Annotated in this window: 19 protein-coding genes and 2 tRNA genes; 15 read left to right on the top strand and 6 right to left on the bottom strand. The window is 33.2% G+C overall.

The annotated features are described in order from the left end of the window. The first annotated feature begins 224 nt into the window (after positions 1 to 224). The 3 genes from R1F52_04500 to R1F52_04510 all read left to right on the top strand — a co-directional run bounded on the left by R1F52_04500 (position 225) and on the right by R1F52_04510 (position 4,733). The gene (locus tag R1F52_04500; GenBank protein ID WOV92387.1) at positions 225 to 2,267 is read left to right on the top strand and encodes a DUF262 domain-containing HNH endonuclease family protein; all 2,043 of its coding nucleotides are present in this window, start codon (positions 225 to 227) and stop codon (positions 2,265 to 2,267) included. A gap of 287 nt (positions 2,268 to 2,554) precedes the next feature. Further along, on the top strand, positions 2,555 to 2,722 hold the full coding sequence (locus R1F52_04505; protein ID WOV92388.1) for a hypothetical protein: 168 nt from the start codon (positions 2,555 to 2,557) through the stop codon (positions 2,720 to 2,722). A 676-nt stretch (positions 2,723 to 3,398) separates the two neighbouring features. Continuing rightward, entirely contained in the window at positions 3,399 to 4,733 is a 1,335-nt protein-coding gene (locus tag R1F52_04510) for a hypothetical protein (GenBank protein WOV92389.1), read from the top strand. A 153-nt stretch (positions 4,734 to 4,886) separates the two neighbouring features. On the opposite strand, the gene R1F52_04515 is transcribed toward R1F52_04510, so the two are convergent. The 3 genes from R1F52_04515 to R1F52_04525 form a co-directional block, all read right to left on the bottom strand. Beyond that, complete coding sequence (locus tag R1F52_04515; protein WOV92390.1) at positions 4,887 to 5,765, bottom strand: DNA adenine methylase; 879 nt, start codon at positions 5,763 to 5,765, stop codon at positions 4,887 to 4,889. After that, entirely contained in the window at positions 5,762 to 6,631 is an 870-nt protein-coding gene (locus R1F52_04520) for a DNA methyltransferase (protein WOV92391.1), read from the bottom strand. The genes R1F52_04515 and R1F52_04520 overlap by 4 nt, the downstream gene beginning before the upstream one ends. A gap of 189 nt (positions 6,632 to 6,820) precedes the next feature. Then, positions 6,821 to 6,894, bottom strand: a tRNA-Lys gene (locus R1F52_04525). Positions 6,895 to 7,047: 153 nt separating this feature from the next. Here R1F52_04525 and R1F52_04530 point away from each other — a divergent pair. Beyond that, positions 7,048 to 7,125, top strand: a tRNA-Asp gene (locus R1F52_04530). Positions 7,126 to 7,208: 83 nt separating this feature from the next. Beyond that, positions 7,209 to 9,077, top strand: a complete 1,869-nt coding sequence (locus R1F52_04535; GenBank protein ID WOV92392.1) for an FAD-dependent oxidoreductase — start codon at positions 7,209 to 7,211, stop codon at positions 9,075 to 9,077. Here the strand turns inward: R1F52_04535 and R1F52_04540 are convergent. Beyond that, on the bottom strand, positions 9,070 to 9,864 hold the full coding sequence (locus tag R1F52_04540; GenBank protein WOV92393.1) for an inositol monophosphatase family protein: 795 nt from the start codon (positions 9,862 to 9,864) through the stop codon (positions 9,070 to 9,072). The two genes, R1F52_04535 and R1F52_04540, sit on opposite strands and share 8 nt — an antisense overlap. Positions 9,865 to 9,968: 104 nt before the next feature. Between R1F52_04540 and R1F52_04545 the strand changes: the two genes are divergently transcribed. From R1F52_04545 to R1F52_04590, 10 genes are all read left to right on the top strand, one after another. Beyond that, entirely contained in the window at positions 9,969 to 11,078 is a 1,110-nt protein-coding gene (locus R1F52_04545; protein WOV92394.1) for a hypothetical protein, read from the top strand. Positions 11,079 to 11,082: 4 nt separating this feature from the next. After that, positions 11,083 to 12,543, top strand: a complete 1,461-nt coding sequence (locus tag R1F52_04550) for an AAA family ATPase (GenBank protein ID WOV92395.1) — start codon at positions 11,083 to 11,085, stop codon at positions 12,541 to 12,543. A 50-nt stretch (positions 12,544 to 12,593) separates the two neighbouring features. Then, entirely contained in the window at positions 12,594 to 12,761 is a 168-nt protein-coding gene (locus tag R1F52_04555) for a hypothetical protein (GenBank protein WOV92396.1), read from the top strand. Positions 12,762 to 12,908: 147 nt separating this feature from the next. Continuing rightward, a complete protein-coding gene (locus R1F52_04560; protein WOV92397.1) occupies positions 12,909 to 13,079 on the top strand; it encodes a hypothetical protein in 171 nt (56 codons plus the stop codon). Then, entirely contained in the window at positions 13,066 to 13,593 is a 528-nt protein-coding gene (locus tag R1F52_04565) for a GNAT family N-acetyltransferase (protein ID WOV92398.1), read from the top strand. The genes R1F52_04560 and R1F52_04565 overlap by 14 nt, the downstream gene beginning before the upstream one ends. Positions 13,594 to 13,720: 127 nt before the next feature. Continuing rightward, positions 13,721 to 14,137: a DoxX family protein gene (locus R1F52_04570; GenBank protein ID WOV92399.1), complete on the top strand. Its 417-nt coding sequence runs from the start codon at positions 13,721 to 13,723 to the stop codon at positions 14,135 to 14,137. Between the two features lie 37 nt (positions 14,138 to 14,174). Beyond that, a complete protein-coding gene (locus R1F52_04575) occupies positions 14,175 to 14,609 on the top strand; it encodes a hypothetical protein (protein WOV92400.1) in 435 nt (144 codons plus the stop codon). Between the two features lie 33 nt (positions 14,610 to 14,642). Continuing rightward, positions 14,643 to 16,190: an acyl-CoA carboxylase subunit beta gene (locus R1F52_04580; GenBank protein WOV92401.1), complete on the top strand. Its 1,548-nt coding sequence runs from the start codon at positions 14,643 to 14,645 to the stop codon at positions 16,188 to 16,190. A 6-nt stretch (positions 16,191 to 16,196) separates the two neighbouring features. After that, positions 16,197 to 17,675, top strand: a complete 1,479-nt coding sequence (locus R1F52_04585; protein WOV92402.1) for a biotin carboxylase N-terminal domain-containing protein — start codon at positions 16,197 to 16,199, stop codon at positions 17,673 to 17,675. Then, positions 17,675 to 18,187, top strand: a complete 513-nt coding sequence (locus tag R1F52_04590) for an acetyl-CoA carboxylase biotin carboxyl carrier protein subunit (protein ID WOV93867.1) — start codon at positions 17,675 to 17,677, stop codon at positions 18,185 to 18,187. The genes R1F52_04585 and R1F52_04590 overlap by 1 nt, the downstream gene beginning before the upstream one ends. A gap of 14 nt (positions 18,188 to 18,201) precedes the next feature. Here R1F52_04590 and R1F52_04595 read toward each other — a convergent pair whose 3' ends face one another. Both R1F52_04595 and R1F52_04600 read right to left on the bottom strand, forming a co-directional pair. Further along, a complete protein-coding gene (locus R1F52_04595) occupies positions 18,202 to 19,032 on the bottom strand; it encodes a 30S ribosomal protein S4 (GenBank protein ID WOV92403.1) in 831 nt (276 codons plus the stop codon). Then, on the bottom strand, positions 18,978 to 19,646 hold the full coding sequence (locus R1F52_04600; protein WOV92404.1) for a 30S ribosomal protein S13: 669 nt from the start codon (positions 19,644 to 19,646) through the stop codon (positions 18,978 to 18,980). Before R1F52_04600 ends, R1F52_04595 begins: the two co-directional genes overlap by 55 nt. Positions 19,647 to 19,759: the final 113 nt, after the last annotated feature.

Genomic DNA, 19,759 nt, shown 5'->3' on the forward strand with positions numbered 1-19,759 from the left:
CAGTCCTTCTACAACTACACTTAGAATTACTATAATACTTTGTGCCGTTATGCGGTGTTTTATATCAACTAAATTTATTTTTTGAAATGGTTTCTGATTCGATCATAATAACATCTTCTTATATTTCTAAACGTGATATATTTTGGAGTGGATCCTCTATCTCATATATCATAACTACCCATTACGTTTGACTAATTTATAAACCTTTAATTGTATTATTAATTATGGATGCAGATAATAAAAAATTTCATGAACTTATAGATAGTGGTTGCCAATTTTCTATTCCAATCTATCAACGAACATACAATTGGACTCACAAACAATGCAAACGTATGTTTGATGATATTTTAAAAATAGGAAAAGCTGACAAGGGGTCACATTTTATGGGTTCTGTAGCATATGTTGGCAGTGCAGAACATGCATCGGTAGAAATTACCCCATATCAGATTATTGATGGTCAACAACGTCTAACCACATTAATGCTATTGTTAGCAGCCATGAAAGATTTTCTCGATAAAACTAAAACAGATATCACATCTCAAAAAATTGATTCGTTATTGTTTAATAGAAATCACGAAAATACTGAAGAATACTATAAATTAGTTTTAACGGACAATGATGATGAAACATTCAAGAGTATACTAAATAATGATAAAATAAAATACTCTAATAATATTACTACTAATTTTGAGTTTTTCAGACAACAATTTTCAAACAATACTGGAATTCTAGATACAGTTTGGAATGGAATTCATAATCTGAATATTGTAAGTATAGTGATAGATAAAAATGGTGGTGATAAGCCACAAGAAATTTTTGAAGGTTTGAATTCCACAGGATTAGATTTTTCAACCACTGATCTCATAAGGAATTATGTTTTAATGAGATATGATACAAAAAAACAAAAAAAAATTTACAAAGAATTTTGGAGACCAATGGAAATGTTATTTAGTGGAAACGATGACGATTTTGATGAGTTTATAAGAAATTATTTGATGGTTCAGAAAAAATTATTAATCTCAAAAAAAAATACGTATGATGAATTTAAAGAGTATACAAAAGATTTAATTATGGATATTGAAATAAAAAATATTTATAAATATTCAAAATATTATGCTATGATAATCTATGGAAATAATGATTCTGATACACTCGAAAAATATATTGCTAATATACGTGACCAAGGAACCAATGTAGCACATTCATTGTTACTCAAAGTTTTAGTAGATCATGCTGATGAAAAAATTTCGTTTAATGACGTAGTATCTATCTTGTCACTAGTTGATAGTTATCTTGTTCGAGGTTTTGTTTGTAATACTCTTTCAAAAGGTGCCAATAAACGATTTCCTGAGTTATTAAATAAAATTATAGAAACAGATTATGTGAAAAGCATAGAAAAGACGATTATGATTAATAGATCACTAGCTAGAGAGTTCCCTAGAGATTCTACATTTCGAGAAAAATTAGAACGCGTCCAATTATATTCCAATATAACATTGTGTAGATATATACTTTTTCGACTTGAACATGAGGGTAATAATGAAATTGTTGATTCTGAGTCACTTCAAATTGAACATATTATGCCACAAACGCTCACTGAAGAATGGGAACGTTATTTGGGAAATACCTGGAAAGACACTCATGAAAAATATCTTCACACAATTGGAAACCTTACACTTACAGGTCATAATCAAAAAATTGGTAATATTATATTTGCTGAAAAGAAAAAAGAATATGAGAAGAGTCATCTTAAAATTACTAAATCATTATGTAATTATGAAAACTGGAATCGGACATCTATTAGTGAACGCACAAAAAATTTGATAGAGGACTCTATTAAAATATGGAAATGTCCTGAGGAACCAAACAGAACTTCGACGAATGAATTGGATGACACTTTTGAAGATGATTATCTTGAGGGAAAAGAAATTACAGATCTCTGGAACAAACTTAAAGAAAGAATTTTATCATCATTTAACTACATACAATTCAATATGACAAAAGTGTATGGATCTTTCACTATTATTTCAGAAGATGATAAGAGAATTGGTTTCTGTGGAATCATGGCGCTGAAAAATAAAATTTACTTAGCATATCATATTAAAATAAATGATAAAATACTAAAACCATCTTCATTTGTAATAGATGTATCTAATGTTGGACGTTATTATAATATGGCAGAGCTTAAATTTACAATTTTTACAGAAAATGATATAGACAAAGCTATTATTAATTTACGGCATCTATATAACAATAAACACAAATGAGATTTTGTAACATTATCAGGTGTTTCAACTGTTTCTTCTCTGTGGTTCTATGAATAGCACCCCAAAATGTTACAGAACCGATATAATTACTCAAGTTAAACTAGCATAGAATGCTATTATGTATTAACACTCAAATTGCTAATCACCGAATCATTCTCCAAGTATCTATTCATGTTCCCTAAAATGTTGTACGTAAATATTGAGAAATTTTGAATTGTTAGACATTGGATCTGAACACATACTCCAATAAGATCAAACTTATAATAAATTGATAAACTAAAAAATATATGTCATGGGTTGCTGCAATAGGGGCATTAATTTTGGGGGCAGTTTTGCTAAAAGCAATATTTGATCCAGGTACAGAAATTTATCGTTGTCCATATTGTAACCTAGTAATTAAAAAATATACATCAGCTTGTCCTAGATGTAAGCGCATGATAGGATGGGGCGTGTGAGATTATAAAAAATAGACGTGCAGTACAAGTAACTGTTTTTCAAAAATATCTTATGGCATTTGTGTTTTTGATTTGTGGTGGTTCATTTATTATGGTAATTTTACAAGCAATAGAATTTGTTCCTTCCAATATTAGAATTTTTGAAACAATAATTTATATAACTATATCTGGCATTATAGGATATTTATTTGGAAATAACAGTAGAACAAACATCTGAATGTTTTCTATGCATAATACAACATAAAATATCTCCTATAATTTGAAAATTATTGAATTTTAATTATTGCAGAAATTTAATTTTCATATTAATAAAATCCAATGAAAATTTTTTAAATTTGAGTGAGTAAATCAACTTCTTATCATTCAAATCATATTTTTTTATGAGGATATCAGATTCGTGCAGGCGCTCAAGTTCACGATAAATAGTTTCTCTTCTTATTTTAGAATCATATTTCCCTCTAAAAGTGTTATAACAGTCGAACGCGGTCGTCGTCCTATTTTCTCCAACAATTTTAATTATTTTTATTCTATTAGAATTACTTAGCATCTTTCCAATTTTTTCAAGTTGCATTATTTGATCCTCGACACAAATTACAAACAACATGTGTTTAAATCTTGCACTTTGTTGTCAAACTTTGGATACAATATTCTAAAAATTCAGATATATAATTATAGCATGGATATAATTTGGATACTCACTGAAGAAAAACCAAAGAATAAAGTTGTAGCGATAATCCTAAAAGAATTATTAAAAGAGAAATACATAAAAGACAAATTTGAGAATTTAAAGATTAAACCAGTTATAGAAAATTGTAAATTCCAATTCAAGTATTCCATAGTGGGAATATCTTGTTGTATTATAATAAAACTCATCCAAGCAAAACAAGGAAGCTTTGTAGATTATCTGGTTTTTAAAAAAGCAGTAGAACCAAACAATGACGATCGTCCAATATATGTAATTGAAGAAACCAAAACAACTCCTGCAGAATCACGAAATGTATCTGTATATCAAAGGCTTTCAAAATTTGTGTTTGTTGATTCATTTCCCATCATGGAAAAATCTAAAAAAATTATGTTATACAATATACGACAAAAATATGACACAATTCCAAATACTTTTGTTTTTGGTGTGCGTTCAATGAAAACTTTAGATATAAATATTCTAGGTTTAGAAAATATAGAACAATATGCCAAATTTGATAGTCTAAATGATTTAATGAACTCAAAAAATAAAATTTCTACAAAAAGAAAAGACAATGTACCAATACAATTGTTCAAACAAAATAATACCACCGTTTCCATAACTGCAAAACTTGAAAAATCTAAAAAGTTAGGACATGATCCAAATATTGGTGCAGTTACAGCATTAGCAAAATTAGTAAAAATTACATCACCAGATATAACTAAAATCATAGTAAAAAACCATGGTCTAACACAAGATATGGTTAGAAACAAGAGCAGTAAGTTCATAAAATTAGCTACTCCATTAGGTATAGAACTAGATGGATTAACCATTGATTGTATTAGCATCAAAGAAGAATATTGGGAGTACAGTAAATGCAACGAAAAAATAGTAAGTATACTTGTTCATAATATATTGGATTACAACAACTGTAAAGTAATTTATGATAATCATGCTGGCAGTGAACAAGGCTATTTTGAATTTCCAGATGGGACATTAGAATCCATAAAGAAAAAAACATCTAAACCAGATTTAATATTTATGGATAAAACTGAACAAATTTTATACGTTATCGAAGCAGAAAAATCTAGCAATGTATTTAAAAAAAGAAGTGGAGTTGATCAGCTATCTGATTTTGACGATGTAGAAAACATTTATTGTTCCAAATATGAAGGACATAGTTATGAAAGAAGAGTGATTTGTCATGGTAATGAATTATCACAGAAAGAATTAGATGATAATTCCATTCTACTCCAATTAAAAACTGATGGTACTTTTATGTTTTCAAAAGACTGCCCAGACTGGTTCAAACAATGTTTTCAATCATAAGTTTTAACAAAGAAGAGCCATTCCTCAAGATTATTATTTACTTTAGTATTTGAATGACTTTTGTATCGCCTGTATTCTTTTCTATAATGCTTAATTTTACCTCTAGACGAAAGAATATTTTTTATAGTGTCCAATGACATAATTCCCTCTGAATTATAGCTGAAATAAAATATATTTAGATTTAGCATTTTTGATGAGATTTTCAAATGTTTGAGCACATTTTGTCTTAGAACAAAATAATGACTTTTGCTTTTCATAATCTCGTAATCCTGTTTTTGTATTTGTGATCGTTTTATCCCATACACTCACGCTTTCCCAAATATGGTAGTTTGCTGGGTACTGCCTATGATTATATGGTGGATCAATATACAAAATATCCATTTCAATGTTCTTTATTAAATTATTGGAATCTTCATTATAACATACGTTTGTAGAATTATTAACTATTAATTTTGGAACCTCGATTGTAAAAGGTTTAAACATTCTAGGATTGTTAATTTTTAGAAAAGCACCATATGTTCCAGATATGTTAGACACATATGGTATTCTTTCAATTATTGCACATAACAGAACATAATATTCAATTTCTGTCAGACACCCCTTTTCTTCCCATTCTTCAATTTTTTCTCTTAGAGCATCAATTCTTTTAGCATTAGTCACAGAAAAATAATTTCGCTGCCATATAGATTCATTTAAATGATTTTTTGAAAAATTTTTGAAAATAAAACCTTCAATACCATGTAATTCATTCAAATATTTTATTATTTTTGGCAATGATGGATTAGAAATTTGATCACTTAAATTTGAAAATTTTAATGTTAGAAGATTGTTTTCGACGTAAGTTTTCTGGAAAACGTAAGAATAACTCATATTATCGTTTGATATTATATTATAGTTTTTCTTTTTAAAATATTTAGAAACATTTGTGGTTCCTGCAAAAATATCACAAAATACGCCATTTGTTATATTATTATCAATCAATGGTTTTTCAATAAAATCTAGTAACTCTGTTTTATTACCAATATATCTCATTGTGGTTCTTTCCTAAAAACTAATATGAATTGATGAAATTGATTTGCCACGAAAGTATAGGGATACCCTAATGGATAAAGATTTTGTGTTTTATCAAACCAAATTTTATATCCCCGAAAACTTAGATTCTCAATTTCAGATAGTTTCATTACAATATCTGCATGTAGTAAATTATGATGTGTTTTTTTTGGTTGCATATCTTTTGTGAATAAGATTAGATATTTCTTATCTTTCAAGTATTTTAAAGATTCTAAAATTATGATTTTTAATTCATCAAGGAATTCATTATATGATAAATTTCCAATATCTTTTTTTGAAGATGAAAATGGTGTTTGTGATTTTCCATTTTTTAATCCAATAGAGCGTTTTTTTATCATCATATTTGAGTATGGGGGATCAGTAACAATTAGATCAAATTGTTTAGGAATTTTTGATTGCTTTTTCTTTAATTTTTGTAAAATATTTGTTAAATTACGTGCATCTCCAGAATGAGTAAATTGTTGCGTAACCTGTTCTTTTTTACAAACTTTTTTATAAATTTGTATATATTTAGATTCAAGATCTATTCCTACTGCTTTTCTATTTGCTAGTGAACATCCCAACAAAGTGCCACCAACTCCCATAAATGGATTTAGAACCCATTGATTTTTTTTTGTAAAAAATTCAATAATTTCTTTTAATAATATTGGAGGTTTGGGAGATGGATGTGCTTTTCTCAATTCATGCGAAAACCCATTTACACCCTTAGTTGAATAGCTAGTGGCAAAAACAGAACATAAAAAATACAACCACTCTTTACCTGTTAAATTATTTAGGTTATTTTTCGAACTTGTTCTTGCTGTTTGTTTTTTGCCAACTACTGCCATCTGATTATATACGTTTTATACCTATTAATATTTGTAAAATGCGATCAAAAATTATTATTTTGATGAAATTATATTTTGTCAGACAAGGTGATTTTCTAATTTAGATTTTGTAACATTATCGGATTTTCAACTATCTCTTCTCTATGGTTCTATGAATAACACTCCAAGATCTTACAGAATCAAATATAGCGGGTCTAGAGGGATTCGGACCCTCGACAGCCGGCTTAAAAGGCCGGTCCGCTACCTGGCTGCGCTATAGACCCATAACAACATTTTTTCTATTTGTATAATTTAGGCGTTTATAGATCATATTTCACAACACTTCACTTTACATCAATAATCACTTTACAAATCACAATTTTTCACCCTAATTCGTTCGCAAGCTTTAAAATAATAACCACAAATTATGAAATTAAGCCCTTGTAGTATAGCCCGGTCTAGAATTCGGCCCTGTCACGGCTGAGACGCGTGTTCAAATCCCGCCGAGGGCGCCATTATTTTATTAAATTATGATACCAATGATCTTATACACAAACTGATAATCTATATTTTTAAATCCCAATGATTACTAAATTGTATGAAATCCACAAATCATACCACTACATCAATAGTTAATTTTTCATTACGCAAAGAAGTATTCTTTATTGTAATTGGCTCAATCATTGGAGCGACAATTATGGTTATTCCACCTAGTACTCTAAGTATTCTTCAGGGGAGTAGCGATACATTTTGGCTTGCAGCTGCTAGTGTTGTCGGCTCTACTATTCAAACAGTCGGTATTATAATTCATCTTTTGGTTGCAATAGCGATTGGTACAGTTGTCGGTCTCATACTATATCTAACTAAATTGCTAGACATCTCTCGATTACGAAATGGAATCATATTTGGTTTACTTGCCGGTATCATAGTTGAAGTAGTATTCACCATACCTGTGTATCAGTTTCTATTAATTCCAAACATCATCTCTATGAATTTAACTGCAGATGTCATGTCTGCTCAAATTACTGTTGAGCAAATTCTAACTACACTAATCATTCATCTTATTTGGGGAGCAGTTTTAGGTTACACAGCATCCATCCTTACAACGAAATTTGGTGCAAATTACCGATGCCAAGAATGCGACATTGAATTTTCACGATTAGACGTATACCTTATTCATATGCAAAATATACACGATTCAAACTCATTTACCACAAATATTGTAATTCTAGGTGGCGGCTATGCTGGTGTCGGAGTATTAAATCATCTACAAAACAAATTTGATCACAACCCGCAGATACATATCAGTATGATTAGTGAAACTAATTTTTTCCTACATACTCCAATGCTACCAGAGATGGCAACTGGAATAATCGAGCCAAGACATATCGCAACACCGCTGAGAAATTTTTGCAAGAGGGCCAGATTCTATCAGGCATCAGTGAGTGACATATCACTGAATGATAAAATGATTACCGCAAAGACCAATGACGGTAAGATTAATACCATTAATTTTGATTATTTGGTAGTTGCTATGGGTAGTGAGACAAAATTTTGGAGTCAAAATGTAAAAAAACACGCATTGACAATAAAGACACTATCTGATGCATTATTCATTCGAAATCATATAATATCAAATTTAGAAAAGGCAGATCAAGAAAGTGATAAAGAGGTTCAAAAACATTTAACGACATTTGTTGTGGTCGGCGGTGGTTTCTCTGGTGTAGAGATGGTAGGCGAATTAAATCATTTCGTACGTGAAGTTGTAAAAAAATATTATAGAAATATCAATTATGATTACATCAAAGTAGTATTGATATCTGCCAATGACGGTATTCTTCCAGAAATTGGAAATCTTGGAATTTATGCGAAAAAAACATTAGAGAAAGCCGGTGTGAAAATTTACACAAAAACCAAACTTACAGATGCTGATGAAAACTCTGCTACACTAAGTGATGGTACTATAATACCGTGCAAGACATTGATCTGGGCAGGTGGTAACGCCATGAACTCTACAATAAGTAATCTTGATACTGAACACCACAAGAATGGTAGGTTAATTGTAGATGATTACCTCAGACTGCCAAAAAATAAGAATGTGTTTGCCTTGGGTGACTGTGCAATGATCATTGATTCACGTAACAACACTCCATATCCTCCAACTGCACAACATGCAATAAGAGAGGCTAAAACCGTATCTGACAATATCATTGGCATAATCGAGAAATCTGATTCTTTATCCAAATTCATTTATGATACAAAGGGGACTATGGCCAAACTCGGAGGCAGAGATGGTGTTGCCATTCTACTAGGTCATGAGTTTAGAGGACTGATTGCTTGGTTTTTGTGGAAACACTACTATCTGTCTACCCTTCCTACTATGGAGAAGAAAATTCGTGTTGGTCTGGATTGGTCAATTGGGCAATTTTTCCCACAGGATGTGACCCATCTTTCTGGAATTAACTGATGTATTGTATGATTTCTTTCATGATATCATCGTTTGCCGCTGCAATGAATGATATTCGAGTAGAGTAATTTATTACTCCATCTAGGGACTTTTGATTTGTATCATGAATTATTCCCCCCGCCTCTTTTAGAATTATAAATCCTGCGGCTAAATCATGAACTCTAATTTTTCCCCTCAAGTCTACAAATCCATCTGCAACACCACAGGCCAACAGAGCCATCTCTAATGCATTTGCTCCAAAGTGACGTGTATAAGTATTCTCAAATAATGGCTGTAATTTTTTAGAATCCTCTGTTGTGGAACCGGATATGTTTAATAGAATTACTCGATACAACTGTTCAGTATTTCCAACATGAATTCTATCATCATTCTTGTATGCCCCCTTGTTGCGTGATGCCCAATAGGTATCACCTCTGACCAAATCCGTTACAACTCCATCTGTAACATCACTGATATGATCACCGCGTGCAAATGCAAGTGAACAACAAAAGAATGGAACTCCGCGTACAGCATTGGTGGAGCCGTCTATTGCATCCATGATTATGCTGCCCTGCGGCTCATCACCTATCTGTATCTCACCGCACTCCTCACCCAATATTCTACAACTAAAACCACTACTCTTCACATAATCAATTACTGTCTTCTCTGCAATCATGTCGATATTTCTAGACACGTCTCCGCCTGCACCAATGCCGAAATCGCCACCTGCATTTGTCGTGCCTGCTATTCCTTTTACATTCTGATATACTAGTTGTGATGCATTCTTGAGAATCTCTATAATCTCCATTACTCCCCTGATATAATTTCGTAATTTAAATTCATCATGATGGAATGATTTGAGAATAATAATTTCAATACATAAATACACTAATAACAATTCTATCTATATCTATGAGTGGTAAGGATCAATCTGTAGTTAGTAAGAATGCACTACTCAGTACCAAACCTGGTAAACAAATTCTAAAGCAAGGGCTAATAAAATCAAAGGGCTATAAATTATTTAAACAATACAAGGAAGAGGCAGAAAATAATTTTCCAGATTTCGCCCAACGATTTACCAACGATTTATTATCTCAGATAAAGTCTGACAATAATCCAAAATCTACCCAACAAGAATTTGCCAAAGAGGTAGGTGACTCTGTATTCATGTTGGAAGACTCTGAAATTCCTATTATAAAGTCAAAGTTGGAAGATGTTAACATTTTAAAAGATAGAGTGTTGCGCATATTAGACTCGAATTTTGTAAAGATGACATTTCCAATATTCAATGCCTTATTTGATGCAGCATCCAATGACTCCACTGATAAATCACTGCGTCAGGATATGGTAGACGGACACATTATTGCAATTGATCTGAGTGAGCCTATGGATAGAATAGTCGATAAAGATGAAGATCTAGACTATCTTGATGACTATAAATTGTTAAATCCATACATTCTAAAAATAGCAAGAGAGAAAATTGCCCGAGGAGGACAGACAGTATTGGAATCATTTGAAGATGGATTTGTCGATGCAAGATTGGGACAGAATATTGATGTAGAGTTGAAATCAAAGAAATGGCTAACACTTGAGGACATGAATTTGTCATATAAAAAATACAGAGCAGTTATGGGCACAGCTGGAAGAAATATGGCACTTGACAATACCAGTCTTGGTGAAATATTCTATCTTGGAATGGCACGAGCATCTGAATGTGTAGGCTGTGGTAATGAGATTGAGGATTCCATAAAAAATGGATATGTAAAGATACCATCGTGGCCATTATACTATACACGTTGCTCAAACAGTGTGAAACAAGGTTTTCAATCCACCATTAATCATAGTATGACATATCTTGATGAGGCCCGTCTTGCATTGGAACTGCTCCCAGATGATTTTACACACACTCCATTTCTTGATTTTCTGTTCCTAACTGTTGAGCATTATAATAGATATTGGTATAACAAATTACAAAAAAGTAACATGTGGGATACCTTTGATGCAAAACTAGCTGGTGTCTGAATTGATGTGGTCTGATAAGTTTAGACCACGTCTCATATCTGACATGGTAGGAAATGAAAAAGCACGGGCCGGTGTATTGAAATGGGCTACCACTTGGCACCCTGGAATTAAACCACTACTTTTAGTTGGCCCTCCCGGTATTGGCAAGACAACCATATCTCAACTGCTTGCACAAGAGTTTGACTATGATATCATTGGAATGAACGCTAGTGACATTAGGAATAAGGCAGGTATTCGTGAATTACTAGACCCTGTCATGGATGGGAATACCATCATGGGAACTCCGCTGATATTCATTGATGAGGTTGATGGAATTCATGGCAAATCCAATTTTGGTGGAGTCGAGGAGTTGATAAAAATTCTCAAAGAGCCGACTGTGAGAATAATTCTCGCTGCAAATTTTAATGATTCAGATAAAATGAAGAATTTGAATAAAGTTGTACAGACTATAACTTTCAAACCCATTCCGCCACGTCTTCTCCAAGTGTATCTCTCACACGTGTTGAAATCTGAGGGTGTCTCTCTTGGCCCCGGTACAACTATTCGCACTATAACCAAATCACGAGGTGATATTCGCTCACTACTCAATATAGCACAAACATTCAAGACTGGATTCTCTCCCGACATGACAAAGTCCTCTGACAGTCTTGGTATCGAGCAAGGAGTAGAATTATTCTTCAAAGCCAAAACACTCTCTGATGCACGTGATATATTATCACTAATCAAGACCGATCCACGAACAAAAATCTCTGCATTTTACTCTAGTGTTATCATGACATCGTCACTGTCCTCTGAGCAGTTGAAAATAATCCTTGGTGCCTTGTCTGATGCCGATGTACTGTATGGAAGAATAATGAGACATCAAGAGTGGAGGCTATTGCGTTATCTTGATAATATATTATTAAAGATGTACATCCCAAATCTTTCAATATCATACTCCAAGTATAATTTATCATGGAGCCTACTGAGTAAATTACGATGGAGGGCAGCTAGTGTGAGAAAATTGTTTGCGTATCTTGCACCAAAATTCCATGTATCTACTAGTGTATTTGCTACTTTGTATATGCCATATATTATGTATAATATCAAAAATGAAATCATTCAACTTGATCTAGATGAAGAATATGCAGAAATCATAAACAAGGAGCTGAGAAGGATGAGCTGGCGTAAAATACCTATGAAATTTGCAGGCGTGTGTACTGTATGTAATAAAGAAATTGCTGTAGGGGAGCTTGGTATGTGGGCAAAGGAACTTGGTGTAAAGCATCTGGATTGTGCAAAAATTAAAAATTTTCCGTGTACTGTATGTGGTGAACCGGCAGGATGTCCAAAATGTGAATATGCAGATGATTGCGATTTAGAATTAGTGTCTCAAATGTGCATATGTAAGACATGTCTTGATAAAGATTCGTATGATAATTATCGTATCAAAGTTCAAAATAAATTTCTAAAACAAGTAAAGTGATTGTTTTTTTCCTTGAAACCTTTATATATAAAAATGCAGATACTATTGCAATGGCTCGTTCTGCATATCCAGATGTCTTTACTTTGGAGGGTGAAGATTTGAAAAATTTCTTAGAATATGATAAAAGAGAATTATCCACTGAAGAAAAAAATATGTTAAAGGAAGCGGATGCTTTTTATCAAGAACAGTGCAAGAAAAATGCTGTCGATGAAATATAATAAAATTAATTATTTTTAATACTAGTAATTTGTATTCTATTGTTATCTGCTGATATTAACTAGACATACAATTTGTTCTCCCAACTGTCATATTTCAGCTGAGTTCACTTGTAACTATATATATATAAAAATATAGATACCATTGTAATGACGTGTTCTGCATATCTAGATATATTTACTTTAGAGGGCGAAGATTTAAAAAATTTCTTAGAATATGATCAAAGAAAATTGTCTGCAAAAGAAAAGGCTATTCTAAAAGAAGCCGTTGAATTTTATCAAGAGCAGTACAAAAAAAATCTCGTTTATGAATCACAATAAAATTGACAAAATTGATTTAAAAATTCGGGAATTAAATAATTCTGATAATTTACAATCACTAGATCTTACTGAATCAAATAAATCTAATCCATTATCTGTAAATGATTTTTTTCATTCATCAAAGGTACAGAATTTTCAGAAAAATAATCTTGCTTCAACATGGGTTGTATATTACAATAATACACTAGTGGGATGTTTCTCTTTATCTATGTCTGTTATACGAAAAAATGAACTCAATGATTCTGAAATAGTACATGAAGCTGAATATATCAAAACATATCCTGCTATATTATTAGGACAATTTGGCGTCGATAAGAAGTTTCGCAGTATGGGTATTGGTTCTCATATTATACAATACATTACAGGATTAGCATTAATGATTGGAAAAAAAATTGCGTGTAGATACATTGTATTACAAACTGATTTAGATCACATATCTATCTATAATCAATTTAATTTCAAATCTTCGAAAAAATCTAATCAAAGACTCATTTGGATGTATAAAAAATTATAATTAAACAAATCAACACCCTCGTAATATTTTAAATTTGATCTTTTTTGGCATTTATCTTTCCCGTTAGAGCTCGAGTGAACACATCTCAATCTAATACTATATATTCAAATAAAATCGCCGACTTTACATGAGCGACTCTCTTGTAGGTCAGGGAAAACTTACAGATATTGTATTCTTTGGCATGAGAGCATCAATCGGTATTATATTCATTATACATGGTATGGCCAAATTCTCACCGGGTTTTGCCGAGGTCCTACCACGAATGGGTCTGCAACCGGAATTACAAATTCCAATAGCACTAGCAGAACTAATTCCTGGCATACTATTATTCATTGGTGTACTGACTAGACTCTCTGGAGCGTTATTATCAATAATTATGCTAGGGGCTATATTCATGATAAAAGGTGTAACATCACTTACTGGTGATATGGGCTATGAATTTGATCTAATCCTACTTGCCAGTTCTCTAGTCATTATGATAGCAGGTCCTGGCAGAGTGTCTATATCTCATATTATACAAAAGATACCACGACCACTACAATAATTCAAAAGTTAAAATTTAACCATTTTCACGTAATATCATGTCAGATTCTACACCTGATGCAAAAGAGACAAAACCTGAAGATATAAAATCAGAGCCCAAAGTTGATGATAAAAAACCCAAATCCACAGATGTAGAAGTAGCCGAAGAGCCTCCAAAGCCCAAAGCGTATACTCCTGAAGAGATTGCCGAAATTGCACACAAAGTCACCACGCCTAGTAATCAAACTCCTACATACTCTCCTAAACATATTTTGACGCCTGAATTTGAGGGTACATCAAATTATGAACGTGGTCTTGACATAATTCTAGCGGAGACCCAGAAAAAATTAGCATCAACTCCAGATTCTGACTCTTTAGAGGTTCAGCGTATTAAAGAAGATCTCAAGATAATAGAAAATCTATATCAAAATTTTCATAAAGGAATGAATGTCTTTCGAACCGCCAAAGGTGGCCGAGACAAACTGCGTGTATAATTAATATGTGATAAATTATTCTGTTAAATCACTGTGCATTCTAAAGAACTTCAAGAACGCTCTGAAAAATCCAATGAATCTTTACAAGGTGGTGGAGATGACAGAATTAAAGCCCAACATAATAAAGGCAAACTCACAGCTCGTGAACGTATTGATCTCCTTTTAGACTCTGAGAGTTTTGTAGAGGTTAACTCGTTAACGACCCATCATTATCATGAGTTTGATATGCAAAAAAAGAAATTTTATGGTGACGGTGTTGTAGGCGGTTATGGTACAATTGCAACAAGACGCGTATTTGTTTATGCTTATGACTTTACTATTCTAGGTGGCACACTGAGCAAAACGGGCGCACAAAAAATTACTAAATTAATGAGTCATGCAATACGTACTGGTTGTCCCATAGTTGGTATAATGGATTCAGGTGGTGCACGAATTCAAGAAGGTATACTTAGTCTTGATGGTTTTGCAGATATCTTTTATCATAATCAACTTGCATCTGGAATTGTTCCACAAATTACTGCAAGCATTGGTCCGTCTGCGGGAGGTTCAGTTTATTCTCCTGCAATGACTGACTTTGTAATAATGGTGGATAAATTAGCTACAATGTTTGTAACAGGACCTGATGTAGTAAAAACTGTTTTAGGAGAAGAAATTTCTGCGCAAGATTTAGGTGGCGTGCGAACACACAGTACAAAAAGTGGTGTAGCTCATTTTATCGCTGAAAATGAATATGACTGTATGGATTATATCAAAAAATTACTATCATATTTGCCACAAAATAATACCGAGTTGCCCTCGGTGGTAAAGACCGGTGATGATCCGAATAGACTGGATAATAACTTGATAAATGTGATTCCTGATGTTATCACAGAGCCCTATGATATGAAAAAAATCATAGAATCCATCGTGGATAATCACGAATTCTTTGAAATTCATGAGAATTTTGCTGAAAATATTATAGTGTGTTTTGCCAGATTGAATGGTAGGGTAGTGGGTATCGTGGCAAATCAACCTATGGTACTGGCCGGAGCCCTTGATATCAATTCCTCAAATAAAGCATCAAGATTCATTAGATTCTGCGATGCGTACAACATTCCGATAATTACTCTTGTAGATACACCTGGCTACATGCCCGGCTCTGATCAAGAGCATAGTGGAATAATTCGTCATGGTAGTAAATTATTATTTTCATACTGTGAGGCTACTGTTCCAAAGATTACACTAGTCATTGGGAAAGCTTATGGTGGCGCCTATATTGCCATGGCCAGTAAAAATCTAAGAACCGATGTAAATTATGCATGGCCTACTGCAAGATGTGCAGTATTGGGTGCCGAAGCTGCAGTCAAAATTATTAATAGAAAAGATTTGAAAAATGCTAAAGACTCTACCAAACTTCTCAAAGAATTAATGGATGACTTTACAGACAAATTTGATAATCCATACGTTGCTGCATCTCACGGTTCTATAGATACTGTTATAGATCCTGCTGAAACTAGACCAATGTTGATCAAGGCCCTTACCATGCTTGAGAATAAACGAATTAAATCGATACCACGTAAACACGGAAACATCAATTTGTGATGAATCATGATTGAAAAGTTACTAATTGCAAACAGAGGAGAGATTGCTCTGCGTGTTATTAAAACATGTAAAGCATTGGGAATAAAGACAGTAGCAGTATATTCAGATGAGGACACAAACTCACTTCATGTGAAACATGCAACAGAGGCTTATCATATAGGACCTGGTATACCATCTAAAAGTTATCTGGATCAGGAAAAAATCATCCAAGTAATTTTATCCTCTGGGGCAGACTCTGTGCATCCCGGATATGGTTTTCTCTCTGAGAATGCAGATTTTGTAAAAATGTGTGAAAAAAATAAAATCACATTTGTAGGACCCAGTGCTGATTCTATGACCTTGTGTGGGGATAAAATGCGCTGTAAATCGGTAATGGCAAAAGCCGGTGTTCCTACAGTACCGGGCAGTCTTGATCTTGTAAAGGATGCAGACGAAGCTGTGCAAATTGCCAATGACATACAATATCCTGTTTTATTGAAATCCGTTTATGGTGGAGGTGGTAGAGGCATACGACTAGTTCGTAGCGATGCTGAACTTTTAGAACAATTTAAAATCGTAACTGATGAATCTATATCTGCTTTTGGAAAATCTGCAATTCTTGTTGAAAAATATTTAGAAAATATCAGACATATTGAATTTCAACTTGCCCGAGACAGTCACGGAAATGGTGTTCATATATTTGAGAGAGAGTGCTCTATTCAACGAAGAAATCAAAAACTCATTGAAATGTCACCATCGCCAGTAGTGGATGAGACAATTCGAAATCAAGTAGGTCAATTGGCCATAAAGGCTGCCGAAGCTGTCAATTATGAGAATCTTGGAACAGCAGAGTTTCTACGTATAGATGATGGCACGTTTTACTTTATAGAGATAAACGCACGTCTTCAGGTAGAACATCCGGTAACTGAATTAGTATCTGGATTGGATCTAGTAAAATTACAATTCGATATAGCAAATGGTGAAAAACTTCCATTCACACAAGATCAATTAAAACCAAATGGCTTTGCAATGGAGTGCAGAATAAATGCCGAAGACACATTCTTGGATTTTGCCCCCTCCACCGGTATACTTCCCAAAGTTGAGATTCCATCAGGACCTGGAATACGTTGTGATACGTATCTATACTCTGGATGTAACGTGTCTCCATTCTATGACTCTCTTATGGCAAAATTGTGCAGTTGGGGAGATACATTTGAAGAGTCTAGATTACGTATGCTGCAAGCACTTGTCGATTTTCGTATTGATGGTGTAGAGACATCAATACCACTATACAAAACTATTCTGAAAACTGAAGAGTTTAAAACTGGCAACATGTCTACTGACTTTTTAGATTGTCATGATATACTGAATAGACTCAAACAGGATATCAATAATGATGTGAAAGATGTTATTACCCCTGCACTAGCTGCATGTATCATTCATAATGAATACCTAAAGAGTCGTGTTGCTGAATCTGCTCAAGATACTTGGAGATATCCACTTTGATGAATTTTAAAATTGATGCACAAGATGGAGAATTTGCAGGTAGACTATTATCTAATCTTGGTAATGGCAATTATATTTTACAAATTAATGATAGAAAAATCAATTTGCAAATACAATCAATTACTTCTGACGGTATGGATATTCTACTAGACAACAAGTATCATCATGTACGGTTTGTACAAACTACAACTGCTAATATGACCTTAAACATAGATGGAATCCCCATCTCTGTTTTACTAAATAATCACCTTGATGATATTGTGTATAAAAATTCTGAAACCAGTGGTGGTTCTAGAGGAAAACAAAATCTGCACAGCCAGATTCCTGGCAAAGTTGTCTCAATTGCAATATCTGAAGGCGATGATGTAAAGACTGATGATACTGTGTGTGTCTTGGAATCTATGAAGATGCAAGTCAAAATAAAATCAATTCGTGATGGTAAAGTGACTAGTCTTAAAATTAAAGAAGGTGATACTGTGGCTAAAGGCGACACTATTGCTATCATTGAATAATTATTTTAATTGGTCTAGTCTTCTTTTTTAGATTTTTCATTCATATCTTCTTTTTTAGATTCTCTAGCACCATCTTCTTTTTTAGATTTTTCATTCATATCTTCTTTTTTAGATTCTCTAGCACCATCTTCTTTTTTAGATTTTTCATTCATATCTTCTTTTTTAGATTCTCTAGCACCATCTTCTTTTTTAGATACTAGAGTGGTATCTTTTTTTTCTACCATTTTAGCATCTGTCTTTGTTGTAGGCCTTACCCCTGTTGCAACTTGAGCAGATTTTGCTGGCACCGATACATATGGGGTGTCACCTTCTTCACTTGGGGGCTCTACCTTACGTTTTGTTTTCATCTTGCCAATATTTTTTTGTAAATTAGAACCAGACGCAAAGTGTATTTTATCTTCCTCATCTCTCTTTACAATATATGATGGAACATCTATGATTCTGTCATCAATCATAACATGACAATGTGTAATTGCCTGTCGTGCCTGATATGCTGTAGTGAATTCTAATTTTTTGTGTGCAATGGTTTGTAGTCTTCTCTCAAGAAGATTTGTTATTTGTAAATTTAATACATTATCTAATGTCGATTCACTATCTACTAGTTTTATTTTTATTAGTGATTTCATGAATATTGGTTCCTTTTCTTCTCTAATCTCTTTTCTCAAAGCTAATAGTGATCGTGCCTGTTTTCTCACTCGTGATAATTCTGTTCGTGCCTTCCACAACTCTCTCTTTGTCTTTAATCCAAATGTACCTAATAGTTTGAGTTCATCCATCTTTAAATCATAATTCAATGGACGCTTTGGTTTTTTCCAAATACGTCTAGAATACTTTGGATCTCCCAATCACACTCACTCCTTTTTCTTCTCTTCTGGTTTTGCAGCTGGTGGTGGAGCTTTGGTTGATCCTGCAGCTGGTGCATCTCCAGTCTTTGCCGGTGTTGCGCCTTCTGCACTACCTGCCTCTGTTGCACTTTCAGTGGTGCATCTCCTGTCTTTGCTGGCATTATTTTACCACCCTTTGCAACTCCGACAGCTCCGCCTTTTCTTCCGGTTGTACGAGTTCGTTGTCCACGAACTTTTAATCCAAACATGTGTCTATATCCTCTCCAACTACCTATTAATTTTTCACGCTCTACATCATTTCTAATTGTAAATGGAACATCCGATGTGATTAGATGTAAATCATTTCCAGTCTCAAGATTTTGTTGTCTGTTTAGAAACCATATTGGGAAACCTGCCTTTATTGGATCCTCCAATATACCTTCTATGTCTTTTACCTGTTTTTCTGTCATATTGCCAATATTCGAATCTGAACTCATTTCTAATTTATCTAAAATTGCATTTGCAAATGCTCTGCCTACGCCCTTTATCTGCTGTAATCCGATCAGTAATTTCTTCTCTCCGATAATGTCGTTGCCAACTATTCTAATAATATGTTCATATCCACTAATACTCAAGTATTCCAACTAAAAAATACCTAGATAAAAACCATGCTTGAATTAGATGTTTTCTTTGTTTGAGATGATGATTCACTCATCAATAATGTTTAAGTCTAATGTATTGGTATGAT

The sequence above is a fragment of the Nitrosopumilaceae archaeon AB1(1) genome (assembly GCA_033471095.1).
GTDB lineage: Archaea > Thermoproteota > Nitrososphaeria > Nitrososphaerales > Nitrosopumilaceae > Nitrosoabyssus > Nitrosoabyssus spongiisocia.